Annotated in this window: 22 protein-coding genes; 11 read left to right on the top strand and 11 right to left on the bottom strand. The window is 72.1% G+C overall.

What is annotated here, in order from left to right; translation table 11 throughout:
• Nucleotides 1–100: 100 nt before the first annotated feature.
• From EJC51_RS09325 to EJC51_RS09315, 3 genes are all read right to left on the bottom strand, one after another.
• Nucleotides 101–1,147 carry a LacI family DNA-binding transcriptional regulator gene (locus EJC51_RS09325; protein WP_126270645.1) on the bottom strand — a complete coding sequence of 349 codons (1,047 nt, stop codon included), beginning with the start codon at nt 1,145–1,147 and terminating at the stop codon, nt 101–103.
• A 212-nt stretch (nt 1,148–1,359) separates the two neighbouring features.
• Complete coding sequence (locus EJC51_RS09320; protein ID WP_079310610.1) at nt 1,360–1,566, bottom strand: DUF5999 family protein; 207 nt, start codon at nt 1,564–1,566, stop codon at nt 1,360–1,362.
• 282 nt (nt 1,567–1,848) lie between these two features.
• Nucleotides 1,849–2,439 (bottom strand): hypothetical protein, encoded by a 591-nt coding sequence (locus EJC51_RS09315; RefSeq protein ID WP_126270644.1) that lies wholly within the window; start codon nt 2,437–2,439, stop codon nt 1,849–1,851.
• Nucleotides 2,440–2,993: 554 nt separating this feature from the next.
• Here EJC51_RS09315 and EJC51_RS09310 point away from each other — a divergent pair.
• Nucleotides 2,994–4,511: a glutamate-cysteine ligase family protein gene (locus tag EJC51_RS09310; protein ID WP_126270643.1), complete on the top strand. Its 1,518-nt coding sequence runs from the start codon at nt 2,994–2,996 to the stop codon at nt 4,509–4,511.
• A 22-nt stretch (nt 4,512–4,533) separates the two neighbouring features.
• Here the strand turns inward: EJC51_RS09310 and EJC51_RS09305 are convergent, their stop codons facing one another.
• Nucleotides 4,534–6,306 (bottom strand): substrate-binding and VWA domain-containing protein, encoded by a 1,773-nt coding sequence (locus EJC51_RS09305; RefSeq protein WP_126270642.1) that lies wholly within the window; start codon nt 6,304–6,306, stop codon nt 4,534–4,536.
• A 205-nt stretch (nt 6,307–6,511) separates the two neighbouring features.
• Between EJC51_RS09305 and EJC51_RS09300 the strand changes: the two genes are divergently transcribed.
• Nucleotides 6,512–7,312 carry a CPBP family intramembrane glutamic endopeptidase gene (locus tag EJC51_RS09300; RefSeq protein WP_126270641.1) on the top strand — a complete coding sequence of 267 codons (801 nt, stop codon included), beginning with the start codon at nt 6,512–6,514 and terminating at the stop codon, nt 7,310–7,312.
• Nucleotides 7,313–7,330: 18 nt separating this feature from the next.
• Here the strand turns inward: EJC51_RS09300 and EJC51_RS09295 are convergent, their stop codons facing one another.
• The gene (locus EJC51_RS09295; protein ID WP_126270640.1) at nt 7,331–8,140 is read right to left on the bottom strand and encodes a PhzF family phenazine biosynthesis protein; all 810 of its coding nucleotides are present in this window, start codon (nt 8,138–8,140) and stop codon (nt 7,331–7,333) included.
• A gap of 154 nt (nt 8,141–8,294) precedes the next feature.
• Between EJC51_RS09295 and EJC51_RS09290 the strand changes: the two genes are divergently transcribed.
• From EJC51_RS09290 to EJC51_RS09280, 4 genes are all read left to right on the top strand, one after another.
• Nucleotides 8,295–9,080, top strand: coding sequence for a cyclase family protein (locus tag EJC51_RS09290; RefSeq protein ID WP_126270639.1), 786 nt, complete (start codon nt 8,295–8,297; stop codon nt 9,078–9,080).
• A complete protein-coding gene (locus EJC51_RS09285) occupies nt 9,077–10,717 on the top strand; it encodes a thiamine pyrophosphate-binding protein (RefSeq protein ID WP_126270638.1) in 1,641 nt (546 codons plus the stop codon). Before EJC51_RS09290 ends, EJC51_RS09285 begins: the two co-directional genes overlap by 4 nt.
• Before the next feature lie 8 nt (nt 10,718–10,725).
• Nucleotides 10,726–10,878: a hypothetical protein gene (locus EJC51_RS47660; RefSeq protein WP_166682845.1), complete on the top strand. Its 153-nt coding sequence runs from the start codon at nt 10,726–10,728 to the stop codon at nt 10,876–10,878.
• Between the two features lie 113 nt (nt 10,879–10,991).
• Nucleotides 10,992–11,603: a PadR family transcriptional regulator gene (locus tag EJC51_RS09280; RefSeq protein ID WP_126270637.1), complete on the top strand. Its 612-nt coding sequence runs from the start codon at nt 10,992–10,994 to the stop codon at nt 11,601–11,603.
• 110 nt (nt 11,604–11,713) lie between these two features.
• Here the strand turns inward: EJC51_RS09280 and EJC51_RS09275 are convergent, their stop codons facing one another.
• Both EJC51_RS09275 and EJC51_RS09270 read right to left on the bottom strand, forming a co-directional pair.
• A complete protein-coding gene (locus tag EJC51_RS09275) occupies nt 11,714–12,142 on the bottom strand; it encodes a type II toxin-antitoxin system Rv0910 family toxin (RefSeq protein ID WP_126270636.1) in 429 nt (142 codons plus the stop codon).
• A gap of 114 nt (nt 12,143–12,256) precedes the next feature.
• Nucleotides 12,257–12,445 carry a hypothetical protein gene (locus tag EJC51_RS09270; RefSeq protein ID WP_165951411.1) on the bottom strand — a complete coding sequence of 63 codons (189 nt, stop codon included), beginning with the start codon at nt 12,443–12,445 and terminating at the stop codon, nt 12,257–12,259.
• Between the two features lie 197 nt (nt 12,446–12,642).
• On the opposite strand from EJC51_RS09270, the gene EJC51_RS09265 reads away from it, so the two are divergent.
• From EJC51_RS09265 to EJC51_RS09255, 3 genes are all read left to right on the top strand, one after another.
• Complete coding sequence (locus EJC51_RS09265; protein ID WP_126270635.1) at nt 12,643–13,173, top strand: Clp protease N-terminal domain-containing protein; 531 nt, start codon at nt 12,643–12,645, stop codon at nt 13,171–13,173.
• A gap of 268 nt (nt 13,174–13,441) precedes the next feature.
• Complete coding sequence (locus EJC51_RS09260) at nt 13,442–14,446, top strand: EamA family transporter (protein ID WP_126270634.1); 1,005 nt, start codon at nt 13,442–13,444, stop codon at nt 14,444–14,446.
• A gap of 171 nt (nt 14,447–14,617) precedes the next feature.
• On the top strand, nt 14,618–15,571 hold the full coding sequence (locus tag EJC51_RS09255) for a DMT family transporter (RefSeq protein ID WP_126270633.1): 954 nt from the start codon (nt 14,618–14,620) through the stop codon (nt 15,569–15,571).
• A gap of 4 nt (nt 15,572–15,575) precedes the next feature.
• On the opposite strand, the gene EJC51_RS09250 is transcribed toward EJC51_RS09255, so the two are convergent.
• Both EJC51_RS09250 and EJC51_RS09245 read right to left on the bottom strand, forming a co-directional pair.
• Nucleotides 15,576–16,208: an FMN-binding negative transcriptional regulator gene (locus tag EJC51_RS09250; protein ID WP_126270632.1), complete on the bottom strand. Its 633-nt coding sequence runs from the start codon at nt 16,206–16,208 to the stop codon at nt 15,576–15,578.
• Complete coding sequence (locus EJC51_RS09245; protein WP_126270631.1) at nt 16,208–16,894, bottom strand: pyridoxamine 5'-phosphate oxidase family protein; 687 nt, start codon at nt 16,892–16,894, stop codon at nt 16,208–16,210. The genes EJC51_RS09250 and EJC51_RS09245 overlap by 1 nt, the downstream gene beginning before the upstream one ends.
• An 87-nt stretch (nt 16,895–16,981) precedes the next feature.
• Here EJC51_RS09245 and EJC51_RS09240 point away from each other — a divergent pair, with 87 nt between their 5' ends.
• Nucleotides 16,982–18,313: an aminotransferase class I/II-fold pyridoxal phosphate-dependent enzyme gene (locus EJC51_RS09240; protein WP_126270630.1), complete on the top strand. Its 1,332-nt coding sequence runs from the start codon at nt 16,982–16,984 to the stop codon at nt 18,311–18,313.
• A gap of 25 nt (nt 18,314–18,338) precedes the next feature.
• Here EJC51_RS09240 and EJC51_RS09235 read toward each other — a convergent pair whose 3' ends face one another.
• A complete protein-coding gene (locus EJC51_RS09235; RefSeq protein WP_208870697.1) occupies nt 18,339–19,388 on the bottom strand; it encodes a DMT family transporter in 1,050 nt (349 codons plus the stop codon).
• A gap of 74 nt (nt 19,389–19,462) precedes the next feature.
• Here EJC51_RS09235 and EJC51_RS09230 point away from each other — a divergent pair, with 74 nt between their 5' ends.
• A complete protein-coding gene (locus EJC51_RS09230) occupies nt 19,463–20,365 on the top strand; it encodes a LysR family transcriptional regulator (RefSeq protein ID WP_126270628.1) in 903 nt (300 codons plus the stop codon).
• A gap of 6 nt (nt 20,366–20,371) precedes the next feature.
• On the opposite strand, the gene EJC51_RS09225 is transcribed toward EJC51_RS09230, so the two are convergent.
• On the bottom strand, nt 20,372–20,839 hold the full coding sequence (locus EJC51_RS09225) for a pyridoxamine 5'-phosphate oxidase family protein (RefSeq protein WP_126270627.1): 468 nt from the start codon (nt 20,837–20,839) through the stop codon (nt 20,372–20,374).
• Nucleotides 20,840–20,920 lie beyond the last annotated feature (81 nt).

The following is a 20,920-nucleotide window of genomic DNA, read 5'->3' as shown; positions in this document are numbered from 1 at the left end:
TCCGAGGACACCCGGCGGCTGGGCAAGGAGGGGAGTCCGCCGGGGTGCGGCCCGGCCCTGCGGTGCGTCCCACCGCAGGGCCGGTGCCGTGTCAGAGCCCTCAGCGGGCCAGCGGCGCGGTGCTGGCCCTGACGACGAGTTCCGTGCCCAGCTCCACCCGTGGCGAGTCCGGCTGCTCGTCGCGGGCCAGTCTGAGCACCGTACGGACGGCCAACTTGCCCATCTCCGCGAGAGGTTGACGGACGGTGGTGAGGGGCGGGGCGGACCAGCGTACTTCCGGAAGGTCGTCGAAACCGACCAGGCTCATGTCCTCCGGCACCCGCAGTCCGCGCTGTCGCAGCGCCTCGATCGCGCCGAGCGCCATCTGGTCGCTGGCCGCGAAGATCGCGGTCGGCGGTTCCGGCAGGTCCAGGAGGGCGTTGCAGCCGTCGAAGCCGGACTCGGGGTGGAAGTCGCCGGGGACGACGAGGGAATCGTCGACGCCGAGCCCGGCGCCCTCCAGGGCCGCGCGGTAGCCGTCGAACCGGGCCCGGGAGCACAGCAGCCGGGGCGGGCCCGCGATCAGGGCGATCCTGCGGTGCCCGAGGGAGAGCAGATGCTCGGTGGCCGCCATCCCGCCCGACCAGTTGGCGGCGCCGATGGTGGGGGCGTCCAGCGCGGGGGAGCCCGCCGGGTCGACGACCACCAGCGGGACGCCGAGGATGCGCAACTCCTCGTGCAGCACCGGCTCCAGGTCCGAGGTGACCAGGATGACGCCGTCGGAGGCGCGGGCCCGCAGATTGCGCATCCACTCGCGGGCGTCGCCGGAGCGGCCGTGGATCGCCGAGACGACCGTGCCGACGCCGGTGGCGTGGGCGACCTCCTCGACCCCGCGGATGATCTCCACCGCCCAAGGGCTGTCGAGGTCGTTGAAGACCAGGTCGAGCAGGGCCGCGCCGGTCCCGGAGGACGTGGGGCGTTTGCGGTAGCCGTGCAGCTGGAGCAGTTCCTCGACCCGTGCCCGGGTCTTGGGGGACACGTCGGACCGGCCGTTGACGACCCGGGACACGGTCGGCACGGAGACGCCGGCCTGCCGGGCGATCTCGGTGATCGTGATCCGGCTCCCGGGCGCGGCCGCCCCGCCGGCGCCGACCTCGTGTGTGGCCAACTCCCCACCTCCGTGGCTGTGTCGAAACTTCCAGAAGTCTTCCGGAAAGCGAGCACGGAAGGGAAGAGCCGTAGGCGTCGATCACGGGATTCCGTACCGGGAACTACAGAGAGTGAGTGCCCCCGGACATGCGTCGGGGCCGGTTCGCAGCGTGTGTCTGCGGGCCGGCCCCTCTGGAGCTGCGGGCGGTGCGCCGGCCGCCCGGGGGTGGCTCAGGCGGCGGTCATCACCTTGTCGGTGCCCAGCGGGCGGTGCGGGGCGATGATCTGGCCGTCGGGCAGGAGCTCGCCGGTGTCCTCGAAGAGCAGAACGCCGTTGCACAGCAGGCTCCAGCCCTGTTCCGGGTGGTGCGCCACGAGGCGGGCGGATTCCCGGTCGGCGGAGTCGGCGGTCGGGCACGGCGGCTGGTGCTGGCACATGGGAGGGATCTTTCGCTTTGTCGTGGTTTTCATCGCTGCCCCCGTTGTGATAAGTCGGTCGGAACCAGTGTTGCCCCACGGGCCTCGATCCGCAGGGATTTGGCAGCACCGCTACTCACAGGTTCATGACGCATCACCCGCGCGGACGGTTCATCCCAACTGCACTGTCTCTTCGGGTGGTTCGCGATGGCCGGATGGGGCTAGTCCGGACGGGTGCGGGCGCGAAAGAGGCTCGTACGAGCCGTGTGTCGCTCGTACGAGCCGCAGTCGGAGGCGCCCGTTTCAGGCCGGTTGGCTCAACAGAGGTGCCGGCGCCGGTGTCACCCGATGGGTCAGCACCGGAAGCAGTTCGGCGACCCGGTGCGGCCGGTGGGCGGCGATACCGGGCGGCGCGGGGGCGAGCGGGACGAGCAGATCGGTGGCGGCGGGGTGGCCGCCGGCGCCGTCCGCGGTGCAGTCGCCGTGCAGCCAGAGCGTCAGCATGTACAGGCCGGGGACCGACAACAGGCGGGGCTGGTAGGGCTGTTGTGTCGTCTCGGCCTGGCGCAGCGCGCGCTCGGTGGAGGCGACGTACGGGCCCTCGAAGAAGTGCGAGAAGGCCCAGCCGTCGGGGGTCAGCCGGGTCTCGGCCGCGGCCACGGCGCGGTCGCCGCACCGGATCAGGAAGCGCCACCCGGCCAGCCGGGTCGCGGCCGCGCCCGCGGCGGTGAGCTCGTCGAGGACGTGGAGGGGCAGCGGGAGTTCGGGGGTCGCGGGCCCCTGGGCGTTGCGCAGTGACGGTGTTCGGGCCTCGCGGACCGCGGTGGGCGAACCGAGCGCAGTGAGGACGGAGCGAAGGGCGGGCGCGGGGGCCGGGGGCACATGCAGCGGCATGGTGGGTCGCCTCTCATTCGACAGGCACAGTGGCGCGAGGGCGTGGGCGGACGGCGCTGTCAGCTCGCGGGGCCAGAGAGGCGGGGGCCGGGTCGTGAGTGCGCGTGATGAGGGTGAGGCCTGCCGTACGTCACCTCGACGGCAGGATCGTTCGACCGGGGGCGCCAACCTTCTGCCTCGTTCGCGGAGTTTATACGACACGTGTTCAGACGGTGTTTCGTCTAGCCGTTTCCGAGGTGAACGGCAAGGGTTCATCCGGTCGTCGATACGCGGGAAACATCCCGATTCCGCGTCGGTCGTACGGCGATGACCTCGGGAAATGCCGGGGAAGTGGACGGCCAATTGTCGTCGGCGTTTTTCACGAGTTGTTCAGGGCACTCGAAACTGCACAGTGCCGCATGCCCGGTGAATGTGCCTCCGGTCATCTGCGCCAGAGTAGCGGGTGCCGGGCCCGCGTGGGACGTTATCGATCGCCTCCGCTGGGCATCATCCCACCTGACCCGGGACGCCCGGCGGCCGATCTACGGCACGCCCATCCGAGGAGGGACGCTTCGATGGGGGAGAAGGTCGTGGCAGGTCGGTTCGATCTGTCCGATCGCCAGCACTACCGTGACAAGCTCCGGCAGTGCCTGACGGGCCTGGAGCGGCTGCTGGCGGAGAAGCGGTTCGATCGGCCGAGGAACCTCATGGGGCTGGAGATCGAACTGAATCTCACCGGCCCCGACGGTATGCCGAAAATGTTGAATGCGCAGGTACTGGAGCGGATCGCGAGCCGAGATTTCCAAACAGAACTCGCCATGTTCAATCTGGAAGTCAACATAGCCCCACATCCGTTGGGCGGGCGCGTATTCGACCGGCTCGCCGAGGAAATACGTACCTCGCTGGCATATGCGGACCGAAAAGCGGGAGAGCTCGACGCCGGGATCGTGATGATCGGCATTCTGCCGACGCTCGACCGGGACGACCTGGTCTCCTCCAACCTCTCCGACGTCGACCGCTACACCCTGCTGAACGATCAGATCGTGGCCGCCCGCGGTGAGGACTTCGCCCTCGACATCGACGGCGTGGAACGACTGAGCTGCACCTCGAAATCCATCGCCCCCGAGGCCGCCTGCACCTCCGTGCAACTGCACCTCCAGGTCACCCCGGGGCGCTTCGCGGACGTGTGGAACGCCGCGCAGGCCGTCACCGCCGCGCAGATCGCCGTCGGCGCCAACTCGCCGTTCCTGTTCGGCAAGGAGCTGTGGCACGAGTCCCGGCCCCCGCTGTTCCAGCAGTCCACCGACACGCGTCCGCCCGAGCTCCAGGCGCAGGGGGTACGGCCGCGCACGTGGTTCGGGGAACGGTGGATCTCCTCCGCGTACGACCTCTTCGAGGAGAACCTGCGCTACTACCCCGCCCTGCTGCCGATCTGCGACGACGAGGACCCGCTGAAGGTGCTCGACGAGGGCGGCGTTCCCAGTCTCGCCGAGCTCGTCCTGCACAACGGCACCGTGTACCGCTGGAACCGCCCGGTCTACGGCATCGCCGACGGCGTCCCGCACCTGCGCGTCGAGAACCGGGTGCTCCCGGCCGGGCCCACCGTCACCGATGTCATCGCCAACGCCGCCTTCTACTACGGCGTCGTCCGCGCGCTCGCCGAGGAGTCGCGGCCGGTGTGGACCCGGCTGCCCTTCGAGTCGGCCGCCGCCAACTTCGACGCGGCCTGCCGGCACGGGATCGACGCCCGCTTCGACTGGCCGCGGCGCGGGCGCTACGGCGGGCTGACCCAGGTCGACGCCGTCACCCTCGTACGGGACGAGCTGCTGCCGCTGGCCGAGGCCGGGCTGGACGCCTGGGGCGTGGAACCCGCCGACCGGGACTTCTACCTCGGCGTCATCGACGAACGCTGCCGGCGCCGGGCCAACGGCGCGACCTGGCAGTCCGCGACCTTCCACCGAGCCCTGGAGAAGGGCCTCGGCCGCGACGCCGCGTTCGCCGCGCTGACCCGGCGGTACCGCGAGCTGATGCTCGCCGGCGACCCCGTGCACACCTGGCCGGTCGGGTTGCCGGAGCCGGTGCCGCTGGGGTGACGGGGCGGGCTGGGCAGGGGGCCTACCTCGTGCCGCTTCCCTCCGCCCCCGCCGCCACGATCGCCTTCAGGATCACCTCGTGGATCTGGGACGGGTCGGTGACCTCCTGGCCGGAGCCGCCGGTCGCCGTGGCTATTTGGGTGGCCTCCGTGCGGTCCGCGTCGGGGCCGACGGCGATCATGATGAGCGGGACCGGGCGGTCGGGGTCGGTGAGCTGCCGCAGGCGGCTGATCAGGGCGCCGCGGGAGATGCTTCCGGGGTCCTGGTTGACGCCGTCGGTGAGGACGACCAGGGCGTTGAACTTGCCCTTGGCGTAGGAGGACACCGCCGACTTGTAGGCGGCGAGCGTGGTGTCGTACAGGCCCGTCGCGCCGTTGGGGACCGGGGTCAGGCCGCTGAACGCCGCGGTGAGGCGGTCGCGTTGGGTGCCGTTGCCCTGGGCGGAGCCGAGGCGTTCGGTCGGCACCAGGACGCGGTAGTCCTTGTCGCCGTCCAGCTTCGTGGAGAAGTCCCACAGACCGATCTCGTCGTCCGGCGTGAACGTGGCGAGGGCCTGGAGCAAGGACGCCTTGGTGACGTCCATCCGGGACTGGCCGTCGCTCGTGACCTCCTCGGACATCGAGGAGGACGCGTCCACGACCGTGGTGATGCGAGCGCTCTGCACCGTGATCGTCCAGGTGCCGAGGGCCTCCTGGAGCGCCGTCTGGGACGCCGGGCGCACGGCCGCCTTCGCGTACGGCTGCGGCTTGCTGCCGCCGGCCCGCGTGACGACCGCCGCGTCCACCTGGTCGTCGGAGGTGCGGAAACCGTACGAGTGCAGCAGCTTCCGCTGCTCGGGCTTGCGCAGATAGTTCACGAACCGCAGGGCCGCCCGGCTCTCGTCGGTGGTCAGCACCGCCTGGTCGACCAGCGTGTAGGGGAAGTCGAGCCGCGGTGAGCCGTCCTTCGGATAGAAGAGGTCGAGTCCGTCGCCCCCGTCGGCGGTGTTGTACGCGAACACCGCCTGCTCGCTGAGGATCAGCGCCTGGTTGCGCTTGGGGTTGCCCTGCTCGGTGCCGGACGCGTCGCGCGGGAGGGTGTCCAGGACCTGCGTGTCGCTGTCGGAGGTGCGCTGCGACAGCGTCTTCATCATGGCCGCGGCCTGGGTGTCCCCGCCCTCGACGGCGCCGGCGGCCGTGGTCAGCCGGGTGAGGGCGAGCAGGCCTGTGGCACTGCGCGCCGGGTCGGCCGCGCCCAGCCTGAGGGCGTCGTCCCGCAGGGTGGCCCCGGCCAGTTCGATCCAGCTGTACGTCTTCCGCGGCCACCCGAGCGACTTCGCGGCCCGCGGCACCACCGCCACGCCCACCGGCGAGGACGCGAAGCTGCCGACCGGCGTCACCTCCGTCGCCCCCGTGTCCGCCGAGACCCGCTCCACCCACACCTGCGAATCCGGCACCCACACCTGCGCATCGGACTTCCGGCCGGCCAGCAGCGTGTCCGCGACCTTGGAGGAGTCCCGCGCGGTGACCGTGACGTCCACGCAGCGGCCGTCGGAGGTGAGGCTGTCGTCACGGGCCCGCTCCGCCGCCGCGCGCAGCGCCGGGACCACGTCGGGAGAGGCCGCGACCTTGAGCCGTACCGCGTCCTCCTGGCAGGAGGCGCCGAAGGAGAGCAGTCCGCTCTGGACGGCCGCCGCCGTCCCGCCGGCGACGGTGAGGACGAGTACGGTCGCGATGGCCACCGAGCGGCGCCGGGCGCGTGGGCGGGGGTCGCTGCCGCCCGCCCCATACTGATCGGGCAAGCTGTGACGTCCCATGACGGTGGTGCCCCTCCCTGTCAGACCTTCTGCCGGTTTCGGCCGCATGTCGGGCAAAGGGGGAGGTGCGCCCCGTACGGTGTCCGTCCCCCAACGGCCTGTCTCGCACGATCGTCGTAAGTTCTCACGATCTTCGTAAGTTCTTTCGAGGACCCTAGCGGGGCTTCGCGGGGGATGAGACGGGATTACTGAATTGGAGTCAGGTGTGCAGGCAGAGGCGGGTGCGGTGGCTGATTCTTTTCCGCCGGAGCGGCCCTCACGACGGATTCTCCGGGACGAGACCCTGCTCGTTCTGGGCCTTTCGCTCGGTGCGAGCGGTGTGTCCGCCCTGATCAGCTTTGTCGGATCGGTCACCAAACCGGGCGGCCTCAAGGACCAGGCGGCCACCCTCAACGCCTCGGCCGCGCCCGGCCGTCCCTGGCTCGATCTCGCCTGGCAGCTCTTCGGGATCGCCTCCTCGCTCGTGCCCGTCGCCCTCGTCGCGCACCTGCTGCTGCGCGAGGGGAGCAGCCTGCGCGTCCTCGGCTTCGACCGCACCAGACCCTGGTTCGACCTGGCCCGCGGCGCGGCGATCGCGGCGGTGATCGGCAGCACCGGAATCGCCTTCTACCTGGCCGCACGCGGCCTCGGCTTCAACCTCACCGTCGTGCCGGAGGCGCTGCCCGAGGTGTGGTGGAAGTACCCGGTGCTGGTGCTGTCCGCGCTGCAGAACGCGATCCTCGAAGAGGTCATCGTCGTCGGCTATCTGCTGCGCCGGCTCGGTCAGTTGGGGTGGACGCCGGGGACGGCCCTGGTGGCCAGTTCCGTACTGCGCGGGTCGTACCACCTCTACCAGGGCATCGGCGGGTTCATCGGCAACATGGCGATGGGGGTGGTGTTCGTCTACCTCTACCGCCGCTGGGGTCGGGTGGGTCCCCTGGTGGTGGCGCATTCGCTGCTCGACATCGGGGCGTTCGTCGGGTACGCGCTGCTGGCCGGGAAGGTGGGCTGGCTGCCGACGGCCTAGCTCCTTCCCGGGCGGGCGTCAGACGAGCAGCTCGCCCTCGATCGTGGTGATCGCGCGGCCCGTCAGGAGCGTGCGGTCGCCGCGCAGTTCGGTACGGACGCGGCCGGAGCGCGGGGAGGCCTGGAGGCCGGTCAGCTCGGTGCGGCCGAGGCGTTCGGCCCAGAAGGGGGCCAGCGCGGTGTGGGCGCTGCCGGTGACCGGGTCCTCGTCGATCCCGACGTTCGGGAAGAAGCAGCGGGACACGAAGTCGTAGCCGCGGGACGGGTCCGCGGCGCGGGCGGTCGCGATGATGCCGCGCTCGGAGAAGGCGCCGAGGGCCTTGTGGTCGGGGTCGAGGGCGTGGACGGTCTTCTCGTCGGCCAGTTCGAGGACGAGGTCTCCGACGTTCGGGCCGGTGTCGAAGGCGGAGAGCGGCTCGGTGCCGAGCGCCACGGCGACCCCGTCCGGCACCTCCGTCCGGGTGAGCGGCGCGGTGGGGAAGTCCAGGGTGATCGAACCGTCCTCGCCCGGCGTCGCGATGAGCACCCCGCTGCGGGTGGCGAACCGCACCGGGCCCTCGTGGGCGCCGGTCGTGTGCAGCACATGGGCGGTCGCGAGCGTGGCGTGGCCGCACATGTTCACCTCGGCGGCCGGCGTGAACCAGCGCAGCGCCCAGTCGGCGTCCCCGCCCCCGGGCAGGCGGTGCGCGAAGGCCGTCTCGGCGTGGTTGACCTCGACGGCCACGTTCTGGAGCCACGCGTCGTCCGGGAAGGAGTCGAGGAGGAGGACTCCGGCGGGGTTGCCCGCGAAGGGACGGTCGGTGAAGGCGTCGACGATTCGGATGCGCATGGGCTCGACGCTAAACGGGAGCGGCAGGCCCGACCAAGGCCAATTCGGGACCACTGGCCTGAATTCGGTTTCGGGGGTGGTGTCTGGACGCGTCGCCTCAGCGGTGCGACCGTCGTCAACGCGTCACCCACTCACGACAGTTCAGGAGGCCGCCATGTCCCAGCCGTCCGTTCTCCAAGCCCTGCTGGCCGGGCTGCGCGGCGGTGCGATCGAGGTCGTCGATCTCACGGCGCCGCTGTCCTCGGAAACACCGGTGATCCAGTTGCCGGAGCCGTTCGGGCAGACGCAGGTGTTCGAGCTGGAGGAGATCAGCCGGTACGACGACCGGGGGCCCGCCTGGTACTGGAACAACTTCCGTACGGGTGAGCACACCGGCACCCACTTCGACGCCCCCAACCACTGGGTCACCGGCAAGGACCTCGCCGACGTGGCCTCCGTGCCGGTGAGCCGGCTGATCGCGCCCGCGGTCGTGCTGGACTTCTCCGCCGCGGCGGCCAAGGACCCCGACTTCCTGGTCGAGGTGGACCACATCAAGGCGTGGGAGGCCGAGAACGGTCCGCTGCCCGACGGGGGCTGGCTGCTGCTGCGCACCGGCTGGGACGCCCGCTCGGACTCCCAGCGGGAGTTCCTGAACGCCGACGAGAACGGCCCCCACACCCCGGGTCTGTCACCGGAGTGCGCCCGCTGGGTCGCCGAGGAGTCCCCGGTGATCGGGCTCGGCACCGAGACGGTGGGCACCGACGCCGGGGCGGCCCATTCGTTCGACCCCGTCTTCCCCTGCCACTCGTACCTCATGGGCAACGACAAGTACGGGCTGACGCAGCTCCAGAACCTCGGCGAACTGCCGGCCACGGGTGCCGTGGTCGTCGCGGGCCCGCTGCCGATCGTGCGGGGCTCGGGCTCGCCGGCCCGGGTCATCGCCCTGGTGGAGCGCTCATGAAGGTCTCCGAGGCCGTCGGCCGGGCGCTGACCGCCGCCGGCGTGCACCAGGTGTTCGGCGTGGTCGGTTCCGGCAACTTCCACGTCACCAACGCGATGGTCGCGGCCGGCTCCCGATTCGTCGCCGCCCGGCACGAGGGCGGAGCGGCCACCATGGCCGACGCCTACGCCCGGGTGAGCGGCACGGTCCCGGCGCTCAGCGTGCACCAGGGTCCCGGGCTGACCAACGCCCTGACCGGCATCGCCGAGGCGGCGAAGAGCCGTACCCCGCTGCTCGTCGTGGCCGCGGAGGCGACCCGGGCGACCTCCAACTTCCATGTCGATCAGGAGGCGTTGGCCAAGGCGGTGGGCGCGGTCGCGGAGCGGGTGACGTCCCCGCACTCCGCCGTCGAGGAGGCCCGCGGCGCCGTCCGACGGGCCCTGCACGAGCGCCGTACCGTCCTGCTCAACCTCCCGCTGGACGTGCAGGCACGGGACGTCCCCGACACCGCCGCCATCGCCGTCGTACCGCCGCCGCCGCGGGCCGCCGTCGAGCCGTCGGCGTCCGAGGTGCCGGCCCTGGTGACGGCCCTCGCCCGGTCCCGACGCCCGGTCTTCGTGGCCGGCCGGGGCGCACGGTCGCCGGGCGGCCGGGACGCCCTCCGCGCGCTCGCCGACCACCACGGTGCCCTCCTCGCTACCTCCGCCGTCGCGCACGGGCTGTTCCACGGTGACCCCTGGTCGCTCGGCATCTCCGGAGGCTTCGCGACACCCCTGGCCGCGGAACTGATCCAGGACGCCGACCTGATCGTGGGCTGGGGCTGCGGCCTGAACATGTGGACCACGCGGCACGGGAGCCTCATCGGCCCGGACACCACGGTCGTCCAGGTCGACGACGACGCGTCGGCGCTCGGCGCGCACCGCGAGATCCACCTCGGCGTCACGGGCGACGTCGCCGCCACGGCCCGGCGGGCGCTCGCCGCGGGTGCCGAACGGCGCGAGAGGTATCGCACCGACGACGTCGCGCGGGCCCTCCGTACCCGCGGGCGTTGGCGGGACGTGCCGTACGACGACGAGAGCACCCGGGACCGCATCGACCCGCGCACGCTGAGCGCGGCCCTCGACGACATCCTCCCGGCGGAGCGGGTCGTCGGCGTCGACTCGGGCAACTTCATGGGCTACCCGAGCGCCTACCTCTCCGTCCCCGACCACCACGGCTTCTGCTTCACCCAGGCCTTCCAGTCGATCGGCCTGGGCCTCGCCACGACGATCGGCGCGGCCCTGGCCCAGCCGGACCGGCTGCCCGTCGCGGCGCTGGGCGACGGGGGTGCGCTGATGGGCGTGGCCGAGTTGGACACCGTACGACGGCTCGGGCTGCCCATGGTGGTGATCGTCTACGACGACGAGGCCTACGGAGCCGAGGTCCACCACTTCGGCCCCGACGGCTTCCCCCTGGACACGGTCACCTTCCCCCCGACGGACATCGCCGCGGTGGCCCGCGGCCACGGCTTCGAGTCGGTGACGGTACGCGACCGCGCCGACCTGAAGGGGGTGGAGGACTGGGTGGCGGGGCCGCGCTCGGCACCCCTCCTGGTGGACGCCAAGGTGACGAGGGAGCACGGCGCTTGGTGGCTGGAGGAGGCGTTTCGGGGACACTGAGCGGTTCCATGCGCCGGGCCGCGGCCGACGACTACGACTACGACTACGACAGCTTCGCCGAGGCCTACGCGGCCGATTCCGAGTCCCACCTCATGAACTCGCGGAACCGCGGCTCCTGTCGGCCCCCGGCGGCCGACTCGTCGTGGTGGCCGGCCGTCTGACCAGGGCAGACCCCGGGGCCCGTGGAGAAGGAATCCGCGGGCCTTGTCATGCGAAGTATTCCGATATATCGTTGACGCATCGCGACAGATCAACGATGGATGGAGTGATTGCGATGCGTTCCCATGGATTCGAACGTGGACACGGTGGACCCGGCCCCCGCGGCGGCCGAGGTGGTTTCGACGGACGGCGTGGTGCCTTCGGGCCTTTCGGGCCGGGTGGCCCGGGTGGTCCCGGCTTCGGGCCGGGCCCCTGGGGGCCACGAGGGCGCGGCGGGCCCCGGGGGAGGGCGCGGCGCGGCGACGTACGCGCGTCGATCCTCGCCCTGCTCAGGGACCGGCCCATGCACGGGTACGAGATGATCCAGGAGATCGCCGAGCGCAGCGGCGGGGCGTGGAAGCCCAGCCCCGGCTCGGTGTACCCCACCCTTCAGCTGCTGGAGGACGAGGGCCTGATCGCCAGCGAGAGCGAAGGCGGCAAGAAGCTGTTCTCGCTCACCGAGGCGGGCCGCACCGCGGCCGAGGAAGGCCCCGACGCGCCCTGGGAGGAAGCCTCCCGCGGCATGGACTTCGAAGCGCTGGGTGAGATCCGGCAGGCCGGCTTCGGGCTGATGGAAGCCTTCGCCCAGGTCTGGAAGACCGGCAGTAAGGAGCAGCGCGAGAAGGCGGTCGGCGTCATCAACGAAGCCCGCAAGAAGCTGTACCTGATCCTCGCCGAAGAAGACTGAAGAAGGCTGAAGAAGGCAGAAGGAGACCCGAGAGGGCTGACCGGCGGCCGTTGGGTCGGACAGAGGCGCCCCGTGGATATTCCGCGGGGCGCCTTCCCGTGTTCCTGAGGTCAGGCCACCAGTCCCGCCAGCTTCCGCAGCGACTCGTTCAGCGCGGCCGTCGCCGAGTCCTTGAGCTTGCCCGCCATCAGGGACACCGCCGCGCCCGTGAACTCACTGTCGATCCGGACCGTCGTGGCCTCGCCGTCCGGGACGAGCGTGTAGCGGTTGACCAGGCTCACCGCCATCGGCCCCTTGCCCTTCGTGGCGAACACCCGGGCCGGTTCCAACTCGTCGATGGTCCACTCGACCTCGGCCGGGAAGCCCATCAACTTCATGTTCTCCTGGTACGTCCCGCCCACTTCGAGGCTCTTCGGGCCGCCCTCGGGGAAGCTGGTGTGGGTGGCGTTCCACTCTCCGTACGACGACCAGTCCGTGAGCCGGCCCCACACCTTCTCGGCCGGCGCCTCGATCCGTGCCTCCGCGCTGACTTCGGCCATGCGACCACCCCTTCGTCTCCGGCTACGGTGTCGCGGAACGTAGCCGCAGGGCCTGCAACATTCAATGCTGATGGGCCGTCAGAAATTGTGGAGACGGGTCGGGTCGGCGACCGGTCAGGCCACCAGCCGTATCACCGCCGCGTCGAACACGTCCCACGCCCGCGGGAACGCGCTCTCGTCGTGGCAGTGCCACGCCTCCCAGAACAGGTCGGCGAGCAGTGCGTCCTCCGGGGCGTACACCCGGTACACGTACTGCATCCCGTCCACGGCCGGCAGCGCCACCAGCCAGTACCTGCTCTCCATGTCCCTGTGGGACGAACGAGGGGGCACGGCGGTTGCGTACCGGGCGCGAAGCAAGGCGGCGCGCGCCCCCGACGGAAGAACGGCCTGATCTCATCCGCAAGGAGGAGATTCCGGTCGTCCGGTCCACTCTGCGTGGGACGCGAAGATGGTTCCCGCCGGGGATGACCCGGTCCGGCGGGACTGATGGGGTGGGGGATGTGCAACCCCGTATACCCCGGCAGTCGGTGAGCGAGCCGGGAGGTCATCGCGCGGACCACGATGTCCGGCTCGGCGAGGAGCTGGCAGCGGTGGTCTCCGGCGCGCGCCGGCGTGCGGTCAGGGACGGGGACCGGCAGATCGACACGGCCCATCTGCTGCACTCCCTCCTGGAGCACGACCCCGAGGTGCGGGCCGTCTTCGAGGGCGGACCGCAGCTCGCCCGGCTGCTCGCCTATCTCGTGCAGCGCAGCATCGGCTACGGGCTGCGCTGGCAGGGCAGCGTCGAGGACTCCGGGGCGGTGCCCGTGGTGACGGAGGCGGACGGTCTCTCGCCGCTGGCGGCGGGCGCGATGGAGTACGCCCACGAGCGCGCCGCCGGTCGCGGCGTGGACCGGGCGAACGGCGTCGACCTGCTCGCGGCGGTCGTCACCGATCCCGAGGCCCGTGCCGTCGAGGTACTGACCCGGGCCGGCATCGACACGGAAGCGCTGCTGACGGGACTTGAGGGCCGCGTCCCGGACAGCCACTAGCCGACCGGACGACCACGGGCCGGACAGGCGCCGGCCCGGTCTGCCCCGGGGCAGACCGGGCAGCTGCATGCCGGACCGCCGCACGCCAGGCAGGCACTGGCCCGGACAGTCGCAGGCCAGGAGCCGCCGGTCCCGACAGGCCCGCGTAAGACGGCCGCCGCCCCGGACACCCGCACGCCGGACTGTCACCGCTCGGAGCCGTCTGCCTCGTCCAACCGTTGAGACAGGTGTCAACGGGGGTGACGGTCATGTCATCGCCTGTCATCATGTGCCGGTGCAGACGATTGACAGCAGTGCCGGTCACCGCGGCCGAGGGGTCGGGCTCGGGCTCGCCCTCGCGTCGGCGGTCGCCTTCGGAGGTTCCGGTGTCGCGGCCAAGCCGCTGATCGAGGCGGGCCTCGACCCGCTCCACGTGGTGTGGCTCCGGGTGGCCGGCGCGGCCCTGGTGATGCTGCCGCTCGCCGTGCGCCACCGGGCGCTGCTGCGCCGCCGCCCCGCCCTGCTCGCCGGGTTCGGACTGCTCGGCGTGGCCGGGGTGCAGGCGTTCTACTTCGCCTCGATCTCCCGGCTGCCGGTGGGAGTCGCGCTGCTCATCGAGTACCTCGCACCCGCCCTCGTGCTCGGCTGGGTGCGGTTCGTGCAGCGGCGGCCGGTCACGCGTGCCGCCGCGGTCGGCGTGGTCCTCGCCGTCGGCGGCCTCGCCTGTGTCGTCGAGGTCTGGTCGGGGCTGAGCATCGACGCGGTCGGCCTGCTGCTCGCGCTGGGCGCGGCCTGCTGCCAGGTCGGCTACTTCGTCCTGTCCGACCAGGGCACCGACTCCGGCGCCGACACTCCCGACCCGCTGGGCGTCATCGCGTACGGCCTCCTGGTCGGCGCCGCCGTCCTCACCGTCGTCGCCCGCCCGTGGTCGATGGACTGGTCCGTGCTCGGCGGCACCGCGGACATGAACGGCACCTCCGTCGCGGCCGCCCTGCTGCTGTCCTGGATCGTGCTCGTCGCCACGGTCGTCGCCTACGTCACCGGCGTGGTCTCCGTGCGCCGGCTCTCCCCGCAGGTCGCCACGGTCGTCGCCTGTCTGGAAGCGGTGGTCGCGACCGTGCTGGCCTGGGTCCTGCTCGGCGAGCACCTGTCCGCCCCGCAGATCCTCGGCGGCGTGATCGTCCTGCTCGGTGCCTTCATCGCGCAGTCCTCGACCCCGGTCAAGCCGTCCCCGGACCCGGTGGCGAGCGGCGGGCCGGAAAGGGAGTTGTCCCGCCGCTCGACGGCTGCCTAGGCTGCCGATCATGCACACGCACTACGTCATCGCACCGCCGGCCGCCTGAGGCGGGCCCTCCGGTCATTCCCGCCCTGCCGCCCGCGGGGCGGAACGGTGCTGCCCGCAGACGAAGTCCACGGACCCCGCTGAGCCGGGTTCCCCGCTTCTCCATGTCTGCGGAGACGACAAGTGTCGAATGCTTCTGCTGCTTCTTCCGGCCTGCCCGTCGGGCGAGGCCTGCTCTATCTGATCATCGCCGGTGTCGCCTGGGGCACCGCGGGCGCGGTCGCCGCGCTGGCCTACGGGGTCAGCGATCTGGGGCCCGTCGCCCTGTCCTTCTGGCGCTGCGCGTCCGGGCTCGTGCTGCTGGCCGCCGTACGCCTGCTGCGCCCCCGGACCCGTACCGCCGCGCGCGGACCGCTGGGCCGCACGGTGTGGCGGGCGGGGGTCACGGGCCTCGGGCTCGCCGTGTTCCAGACCGGCTACTTCGCGGCCGTACGCTCCACCGGACTCGCCGTGGCCACCGTCGTCACGCTCGGCGCCGGGCCCGTCCTCGTCGCGCTCGGCGCCCGGCTCACGCTGCGGGAGCGGCTCGGGCGCGGTGGCACGGTCGCCGTCGTCGGGGCGCTCGCCGGGCTCGGCGTGCTGACCCTCGGGGGCGGGGGTTCCGCCGTACGGCCCTGGGGTGTGCTGTGCGGACTGGCCTCGGCGGCCGGGGGGTCCGCGATGACCCTGCTCACCCGCCGCTGGGGCCGTGACGGCGAGGCGGACGCGGCCGCCACGTCCGTCGGGGTGTTCGCCGTCACCAGCGCGCTGCTGCTGCCGTTCGCGCTGGCCGAGGGACTGGTCCCGCACACCGTCGAACCGGGCCTGCTGCTCTGGCTGTTGGCCTACCTCGCCGCCGTCCCCACGGCCCTCGCCTACGCCCTGTACTTCGCGGGCGCGGCGGCCGTACGGTCGGCGACGGTGTCCGTGATCATGCTGCTGGAGCCGGTCAGCGCGGCGGTGCTCGCCGTGACCCTGCTCGGTGAGCACCTGACGGCGCCCACCCTTCTCGGCACCTTCCTGATGCTGGGGTCGGTCACCGGGCTCGCGGTGGCCGAGACCCGCGCCGTGCGGCGCGGCGAGCCCGTACCGGTGTAGGGCTTCAGCCGACGCGGCGGCGCAGCATGTGCGCACGCGCCGCCGCGTCCCGCGGACCCGCCCGCTCCGCGAGGCGTACGGCGATCGAGTCCTGGACCTCCGCGCTCCGCCGCCCCCCGTACTTGAACTTCGCCCGTACGCCGGTGACTTCGAGCCGCACCCCACGCAGGCCCGACAGCAGCCGGTCGAACGGCACCTCGCCGACCGCCACTTCGGCCGTACCGCCCTCCGGCTGGAAGTGGCCGACCTGCCGGTTGAGCAGCGCGGCCTTCTCGGCCGGGTCGTCCACCACATGGGCCCGGCAGCGGAGTTGGACGGCCGCGTAGAAGCTGGTCGGCGTGCCGTGCTCGGCCGGGACGTCCGGGTCGGCCTGCCAGGGGCCGGGGACGTACACGTAGTCGTCGACCACGCTCAGCACGACGTCGGGGTGCGCCGACAGCGCCGCCCACATCGGGTGGGGGCGGGCCAGGTGGGTGAGGACCTCGCCGCGCTCGGCGTCGTACAGGAAGTGCAGCGGCTGGGCGTACGGCGGCTCGCCGTCCGGGCCGTTGACGACGAGCGTGCCGAAGTCCCGTACCGCGAGCCACTGTTGCCACTCCGCGTCGGCGTGCGGCGCGTCCCAAGGATGGATCAGCATCACAGGGCCGCGAGGTAGTCGGGGAGGCCGGTGCCGGGAGCCAGGTCGGGGTCGCCGACCGGGGTGTCGTAGCCCTTGCGCAGCGGGACGACACCGGCCCAGTGGGGGAGGGCGAGGTCCTCGGGCTCGTCGTTCACCCCGCCGGTGCGCATCTTCGCGGAGACCTCGTCCAGGTCGAGGCGGATGACGGCGGTGGCGGCCAGCTCCTTCTTGTTGGCGGGCCGCGAGTCCTTGGACCGGCCCGCCACGACGTGGTCGACGAGCGCGTCCAGGGCGAGGCGCTTCTCCTCCGGGTCCGTCACGTCGTACGCGGTGCCGTGCACCACCACGGACCGGTAGTTGATCGAGTGGTGGAAGGCGGAGCGGGCCAGGATCAACGCGTCGACGTGCGTGACCGTCAGGCACACCGGGAGACCCGGGTCGGCCTGGCCGGTCATCCGCAGCGGGCGCGAGCCGGTCGAGCCGTGGACGTAGAGGCGTGAGCCGACCCGGGCGAAGAGCGTCGGCAGCACGACCGGGGCGCCGTCGCGGACGAAGCCGAGGTGGCAGACGTAGGCCTCGTCGAGTATCGCGTGCACGACGTCCTTGTCGTACGAGGCACGGTCCGCGGAGCGGGTGGGCACCGTGCGGTCGGTCGCCGGGTAGGCGGCGGGCTGTGGTGTCGTCGGCTGCGTGGTCCCCTGCATGGCGGTCTCCATAGCGGTACGAGTGGCAACAGCGGTACGAGTGGCAACGAGTTGCGACCGCTATTGCACTAGTGCATAATCTGTTTTGTGCTAGGAGGATATCGGATCGAAGGGCGGGGCGCAGCCGAGATCGCGGCGAGCGTCGAGCGCGCGGTGGGTGCCGGTGATCTGGAGCCGGGTCAACTCCTGCCGCCCATGCGGGAGTTGGCGGGCGAGCTCGGGGTGAACCCGAACACGGTCGCGGCGGCGTACCGCGTCCTGCGCGAGCGCGGGGTGATCGAGACCGCGGGGCGCCGGGGCAGCCGCGTGCGGCCCAAGCCGGCCACGACCGCGCGGGAGTCGATCCGGGTGGAGGTGCCGGAGGGCGTACGGGACGTGGCGAGCGGCAACCCCGACCCGGAGCTGTTGCCCGCGCTGGCGGGAGTGTTCGCGGCGGCGGCCGGGCACAACGACCGGGAACCGGTGATGTACGGGGAGGCGGCCATGGACCCGGAGCTGGCCCGGCTCGCGCGCGCCGCGCTGGACGCCGACGGCGTCCCGGACGGGCCTCTCGCGGTGGCCTCCGGCTCCCTCGACGCGATCGAACGCGTCCTGGCGGCGCACCTCAAGCCGGGCGACACGGTCGCCGTCGAGGACCCGGGCTGGGGCAGCCTGCTGGACCTGATCCCGGCCATCGGACTGCGTACCGCTCCGGTCGGGGTGGACGACGAGGGTCCGCTCCCGGACGACGTCCGGCGGGCGCTGCGGTCGGGTGCGCGCGCCCTGATCGTCACCGACCGGGCTCAGAACCCGACCGGCGCCGCGGTGACCGCCGCACGCGCGCGTGCCCTGCGCGCCGTGCTGAAGCAGCACCCGGACACCCTCCTCATCGAGGACGACCACGGTCACGGCATCGTCGACCTGCCCCTGCATCCCTTGGCCGGCACCACCCGCAGCTGGGCGTTCGTCCGCTCGGCCGCCAAGGCCTACGGCCCCGACCTGCGGCTCGCCGTGTTCACGGGCGATCCCGTCACCGTCGACCGGGTGCGCGGGCGGCAGCGTCTCGGGCCCGGCTGGGTCAGCAGGATCACGCAGGGGGCGGTCGCCCGGCTGTGGGCCGAGGGGGCGATCGACCCGAAGGCGGTGGCGGCCGCGTACGCCGCCCGCCGCGACACCCTGATCGCGGAACTGGCGAAACGCGGCGTCCCCGCACACGGCCGCAGCGGCCTGAACGTCTGGATCCCGGTCCCCGACGAGACGGGCGCGGTCTCCCGCCTCCTGCACGCGGGCTGGGCGGTGGCCCCCGGAGCCCGCTTCCGACTGGACGCGGCCCCCGGCATCCGCGTCACGATCGCGAGACTGACCGAGTCGGAGACAGCGCCGCTGGCCGCGGCGATCGCGGCGGCGGTGGGGCCCGGGCCGGGGCGGGGGTACGTGTGACGCCGTCGGCTGGGGTGTGGCCGGCCTAGTCGGCCGGGGTCGAGGCTGGGGCGGGGGCCGGGCTGGGGATCGCCTCGTCCGCGACGGGGGAAGTGCGCCTCGCCCGGTCGGCGGGTTCGGAGGGGCGGACGGTGCGGCCGACCGGGTTCGGGCTGCCGGTGGCGCTGTCGGCCCGCGGAGTCCGCTTCGCCTGGGTCAACGCCGCCCCCGCCAGCACGATCGCCGCCCCTACCGGCGTCGACCAGCTCAGCGGCTCCCCGAGGATCGCGACGCCCGCTGCCGTGGCGATGACCGGGATGAAGTACGTGACCATCTGGGCGGTCGTGGGCCCGACTTCGGCGACCAGGCCGTACTGGACGAGGAGGGCCAGCCCGGTGCCGAGCGTGCCCAGGGCGGCGATCGCCAGCAGGGGCATGGCGGCGAAGTGCGTCGGGGTGGAGGTGAACAACGGGGTGATGACAGCCAGTTGGAGCGTCGCGAGCAGCAACTGGGCCCCGGTCATGGAGAGATGGGAGTGGCCCGATCCGGCCAGCGTGCGGCGGACGTAGATCCAGCCGATCGGGTAGCTCAGCGAGGCCAGCAGCGCCATCGCCGTGCCCCGGGCGTCCAGGCCGTGGAAGCCCTGCCAGGCGCCCAGCACCGTCAGCACCCCGAGGAACCCGATCCCGAGCCCGGCCACCCGGACCCGCGTGGGCCGGTCCTCGGAGAGGGCGACCACGGACAGGGCCATGCCCCACAGCGGCGAGGTCGCGTTGCAGATGCCCGCCAGCGTGGACGGAATCGTCAGCTCCGCGTACGCGAAGAGCGAGAACGGCAGGGCGTTGAGGAGGAGGGCGGCCATCGCCAGATGCCCCCAGATCCGGGCGCCCCGCGGCAGCCGCTCCCGCTTCACCGCCATCGCGGCCCCCAGTACCAGCGTCCCGAACAGCAGCCGCCCGAAGGTGACCTGGAACGGGGCGTACCCGTCCGTGCCCACCTTGATGAGCAGGAAGCTGAAACCCCAGATCAGGGAGAGCGCGGCGAAACGCAGTCGCCAGTCGAGGGAGCGGGGGCGGGTGGGGGCGGCGGTGGTCATGGTGACCACGATGACGCCGAAAACCTCGTAGCACAATCGAGTTGTTCGACGCGGTATCTCGTAGCATTGCTTACATGTTGAACCTGGAGCGCCTGCGCACCCTCGACGCCCTCGCCCGGCACGGCTCGGTGAGCGGTGCCGCCGAGGGCCTGCACATCACGACGTCCGCGGTCTCCCAGCAGATGTCCAAGCTGGAGCGGGAGGTCGGCCAGCAGCTCCTCGCCAAGAACGGCCGAGGCGTGCGGCTCACGGACGCCGGCCGGCTGCTCGCCGAGCACGCGGCCCGCATCCTGTCGCAGGTCGCCCTCGCCCAGTCCGACCTGGAGGCCCAACGCGGCCAAGTGGTCGGCGAGTTGCGCATCTCCGCGTTCCCCACGGCCGCGCGCGGACTGTTCCCGGCCGCCCTGTCCGCGCTCGTCGCCGAGCACCCCGCCCTGCGGGTCCGCTCCTGTGAGCTGGAGCCGGAGCTGGGCATCGCCGGCGTGGTCCGCGGCGACCTCGACCTCGCCGTGGTCCTGGACTGGTACAACAAGCCGATGCCGCTCCCGGACGGCCTGGTCAAGGCCTCCGTCCTGGACGACCCGGCGGACGTGGCGATGCCGGTCGGGCACCGGCTCGCCGACCGTGACGAGGTGGACCTCGCCGAGTTCGCGGGGGACGAGTGGATCACCTGGGGGCAGGGCGAGTTCTGTCACGAATGGCTGATGTTCACCCTCCGCTCCAAGGGCATCGAGCCCATCGTCGGCCACCGCGCCGCCGAGACCCACACCCAACTCGGGCTCGTGGCGGCCGGGTTGGGCGTCTGCATCGCCCCGCTGCTCGGACGGCACCCGATGCCCGACGGGGTGGTCACCGTCCCGCTGAAGCAGCGGGTCCGGCGCCATGTGTACGTCGTCTGGCGCGCGGACGCGGACCGCCGCCCGTCGATCAGGGCGGCGGTCGAGGCCCTCAGGGAGGCCGCGGCGAAACTGGGCTGAACTCCCCTACGGCGAGGTCAGCTTGCGGAAGTCCCACGACACGATCTTGTCCGGCGTCAGCCGCACCCACGCGTGCCGTCCGTCGTGGGGCATCTCGTCGAGGCCGAAGTTCTTGCGTGCGAACAGGGTCTCGGGGACGTCGAGTTCGGCGTACAGATCCCCGACCCTGGGCGCTTCGCCCACGAACTCCACGGCACCCGACAGCTCCACGCCGCGCAGCTCGTCGTACTCCTCGCCCGTGTCGATCACGATCGCGACCCGCGGATCGCGGCGCAGATCGGTCCAGCGCCTGCTCTTCACCACCGAGTACAGCCACAACGAGGTGCCGTCCCAGGCGAACCAGAGCGTGCTCACATGCGGAGCGCCGCCCTTCGATACGGTGGCGACCCGGCAGGTGCGCTGGCTGGTCAGGAACTCGTCCAGCTCGCCCGGCGTCATCATGATCTTCCGGCCCCGACGCTGAGTGACGGTCATCCGCCCCCTCTTTCCTGCTCGGTTTCTGACGATGCGTCAGAAAACAATGCGGTGTCTTCCCTCAACACGCAATGGTGGTTA

The organism is Streptomyces aquilus, from assembly GCF_003955715.1.
GTDB classification, from domain to species: Bacteria; Actinomycetota; Actinomycetes; order Streptomycetales; family Streptomycetaceae; genus Streptomyces; species Streptomyces aquilus.
Note: the sequence above shows the minus strand (reverse complement) of the source record. Positions and strands in the feature narration are given on the sequence as shown.

Bases quoted from the DNA above. Each gene is read 5' to 3' on its own strand.
- EJC51_RS09290 (WP_126270639.1), top strand. From the start codon at position 8,295: ATGTCCCAGCCGTCCGTTCTCCAAGCCCTGCTGGCCGGGCTGCGCGGC.
- EJC51_RS09320 (WP_079310610.1), bottom strand. From the start codon at position 1,566: ATGTGCCAGCACCAGCCGCCGTGCCCGACCGCCGACTCCGCCGACCGG.
- EJC51_RS09315 (WP_126270644.1), bottom strand. From the start codon at position 2,439: ATGCCGCTGCATGTGCCCCCGGCCCCCGCGCCCGCCCTTCGCTCCGTC.
- EJC51_RS09245 (WP_126270631.1), bottom strand. From the start codon at position 16,894: ATGCAGGGGACCACGCAGCCGACGACACCACAGCCCGCCGCCTACCCG.
- EJC51_RS09295 (WP_126270640.1), bottom strand. From the start codon at position 8,140: ATGCGCATCCGAATCGTCGACGCCTTCACCGACCGTCCCTTCGCGGGC.
- EJC51_RS09250 (WP_126270632.1), bottom strand. From the start codon at position 16,208: ATGCTGATCCATCCTTGGGACGCGCCGCACGCCGACGCGGAGTGGCAA.
- EJC51_RS47660 (WP_166682845.1), top strand. From the start codon at position 10,726: ATGCGCCGGGCCGCGGCCGACGACTACGACTACGACTACGACAGCTTC.
- EJC51_RS09225 (WP_126270627.1), bottom strand. From the start codon at position 20,839: ATGACCGTCACTCAGCGTCGGGGCCGGAAGATCATGATGACGCCGGGC.
- EJC51_RS09280 (WP_126270637.1), top strand. From the start codon at position 10,992: ATGCGTTCCCATGGATTCGAACGTGGACACGGTGGACCCGGCCCCCGC.
- EJC51_RS09275 (WP_126270636.1), bottom strand. From the start codon at position 12,142: ATGGCCGAAGTCAGCGCGGAGGCACGGATCGAGGCGCCGGCCGAGAAG.
- EJC51_RS09310 (WP_126270643.1), top strand. From the start codon at position 2,994: ATGGGGGAGAAGGTCGTGGCAGGTCGGTTCGATCTGTCCGATCGCCAG.
- EJC51_RS09230 (WP_126270628.1), top strand. From the start codon at position 19,463: ATGTTGAACCTGGAGCGCCTGCGCACCCTCGACGCCCTCGCCCGGCAC.
- EJC51_RS09235 (WP_208870697.1), bottom strand. From the start codon at position 19,388: ATGACCACCGCCGCCCCCACCCGCCCCCGCTCCCTCGACTGGCGACTG.
- EJC51_RS09285 (WP_126270638.1), top strand. From the start codon at position 9,077: ATGAAGGTCTCCGAGGCCGTCGGCCGGGCGCTGACCGCCGCCGGCGTG.
- EJC51_RS09305 (WP_126270642.1), bottom strand. From the start codon at position 6,306: ATGGGACGTCACAGCTTGCCCGATCAGTATGGGGCGGGCGGCAGCGAC.
- EJC51_RS09270 (WP_165951411.1), bottom strand. From the start codon at position 12,445: ATGGAGAGCAGGTACTGGCTGGTGGCGCTGCCGGCCGTGGACGGGATG.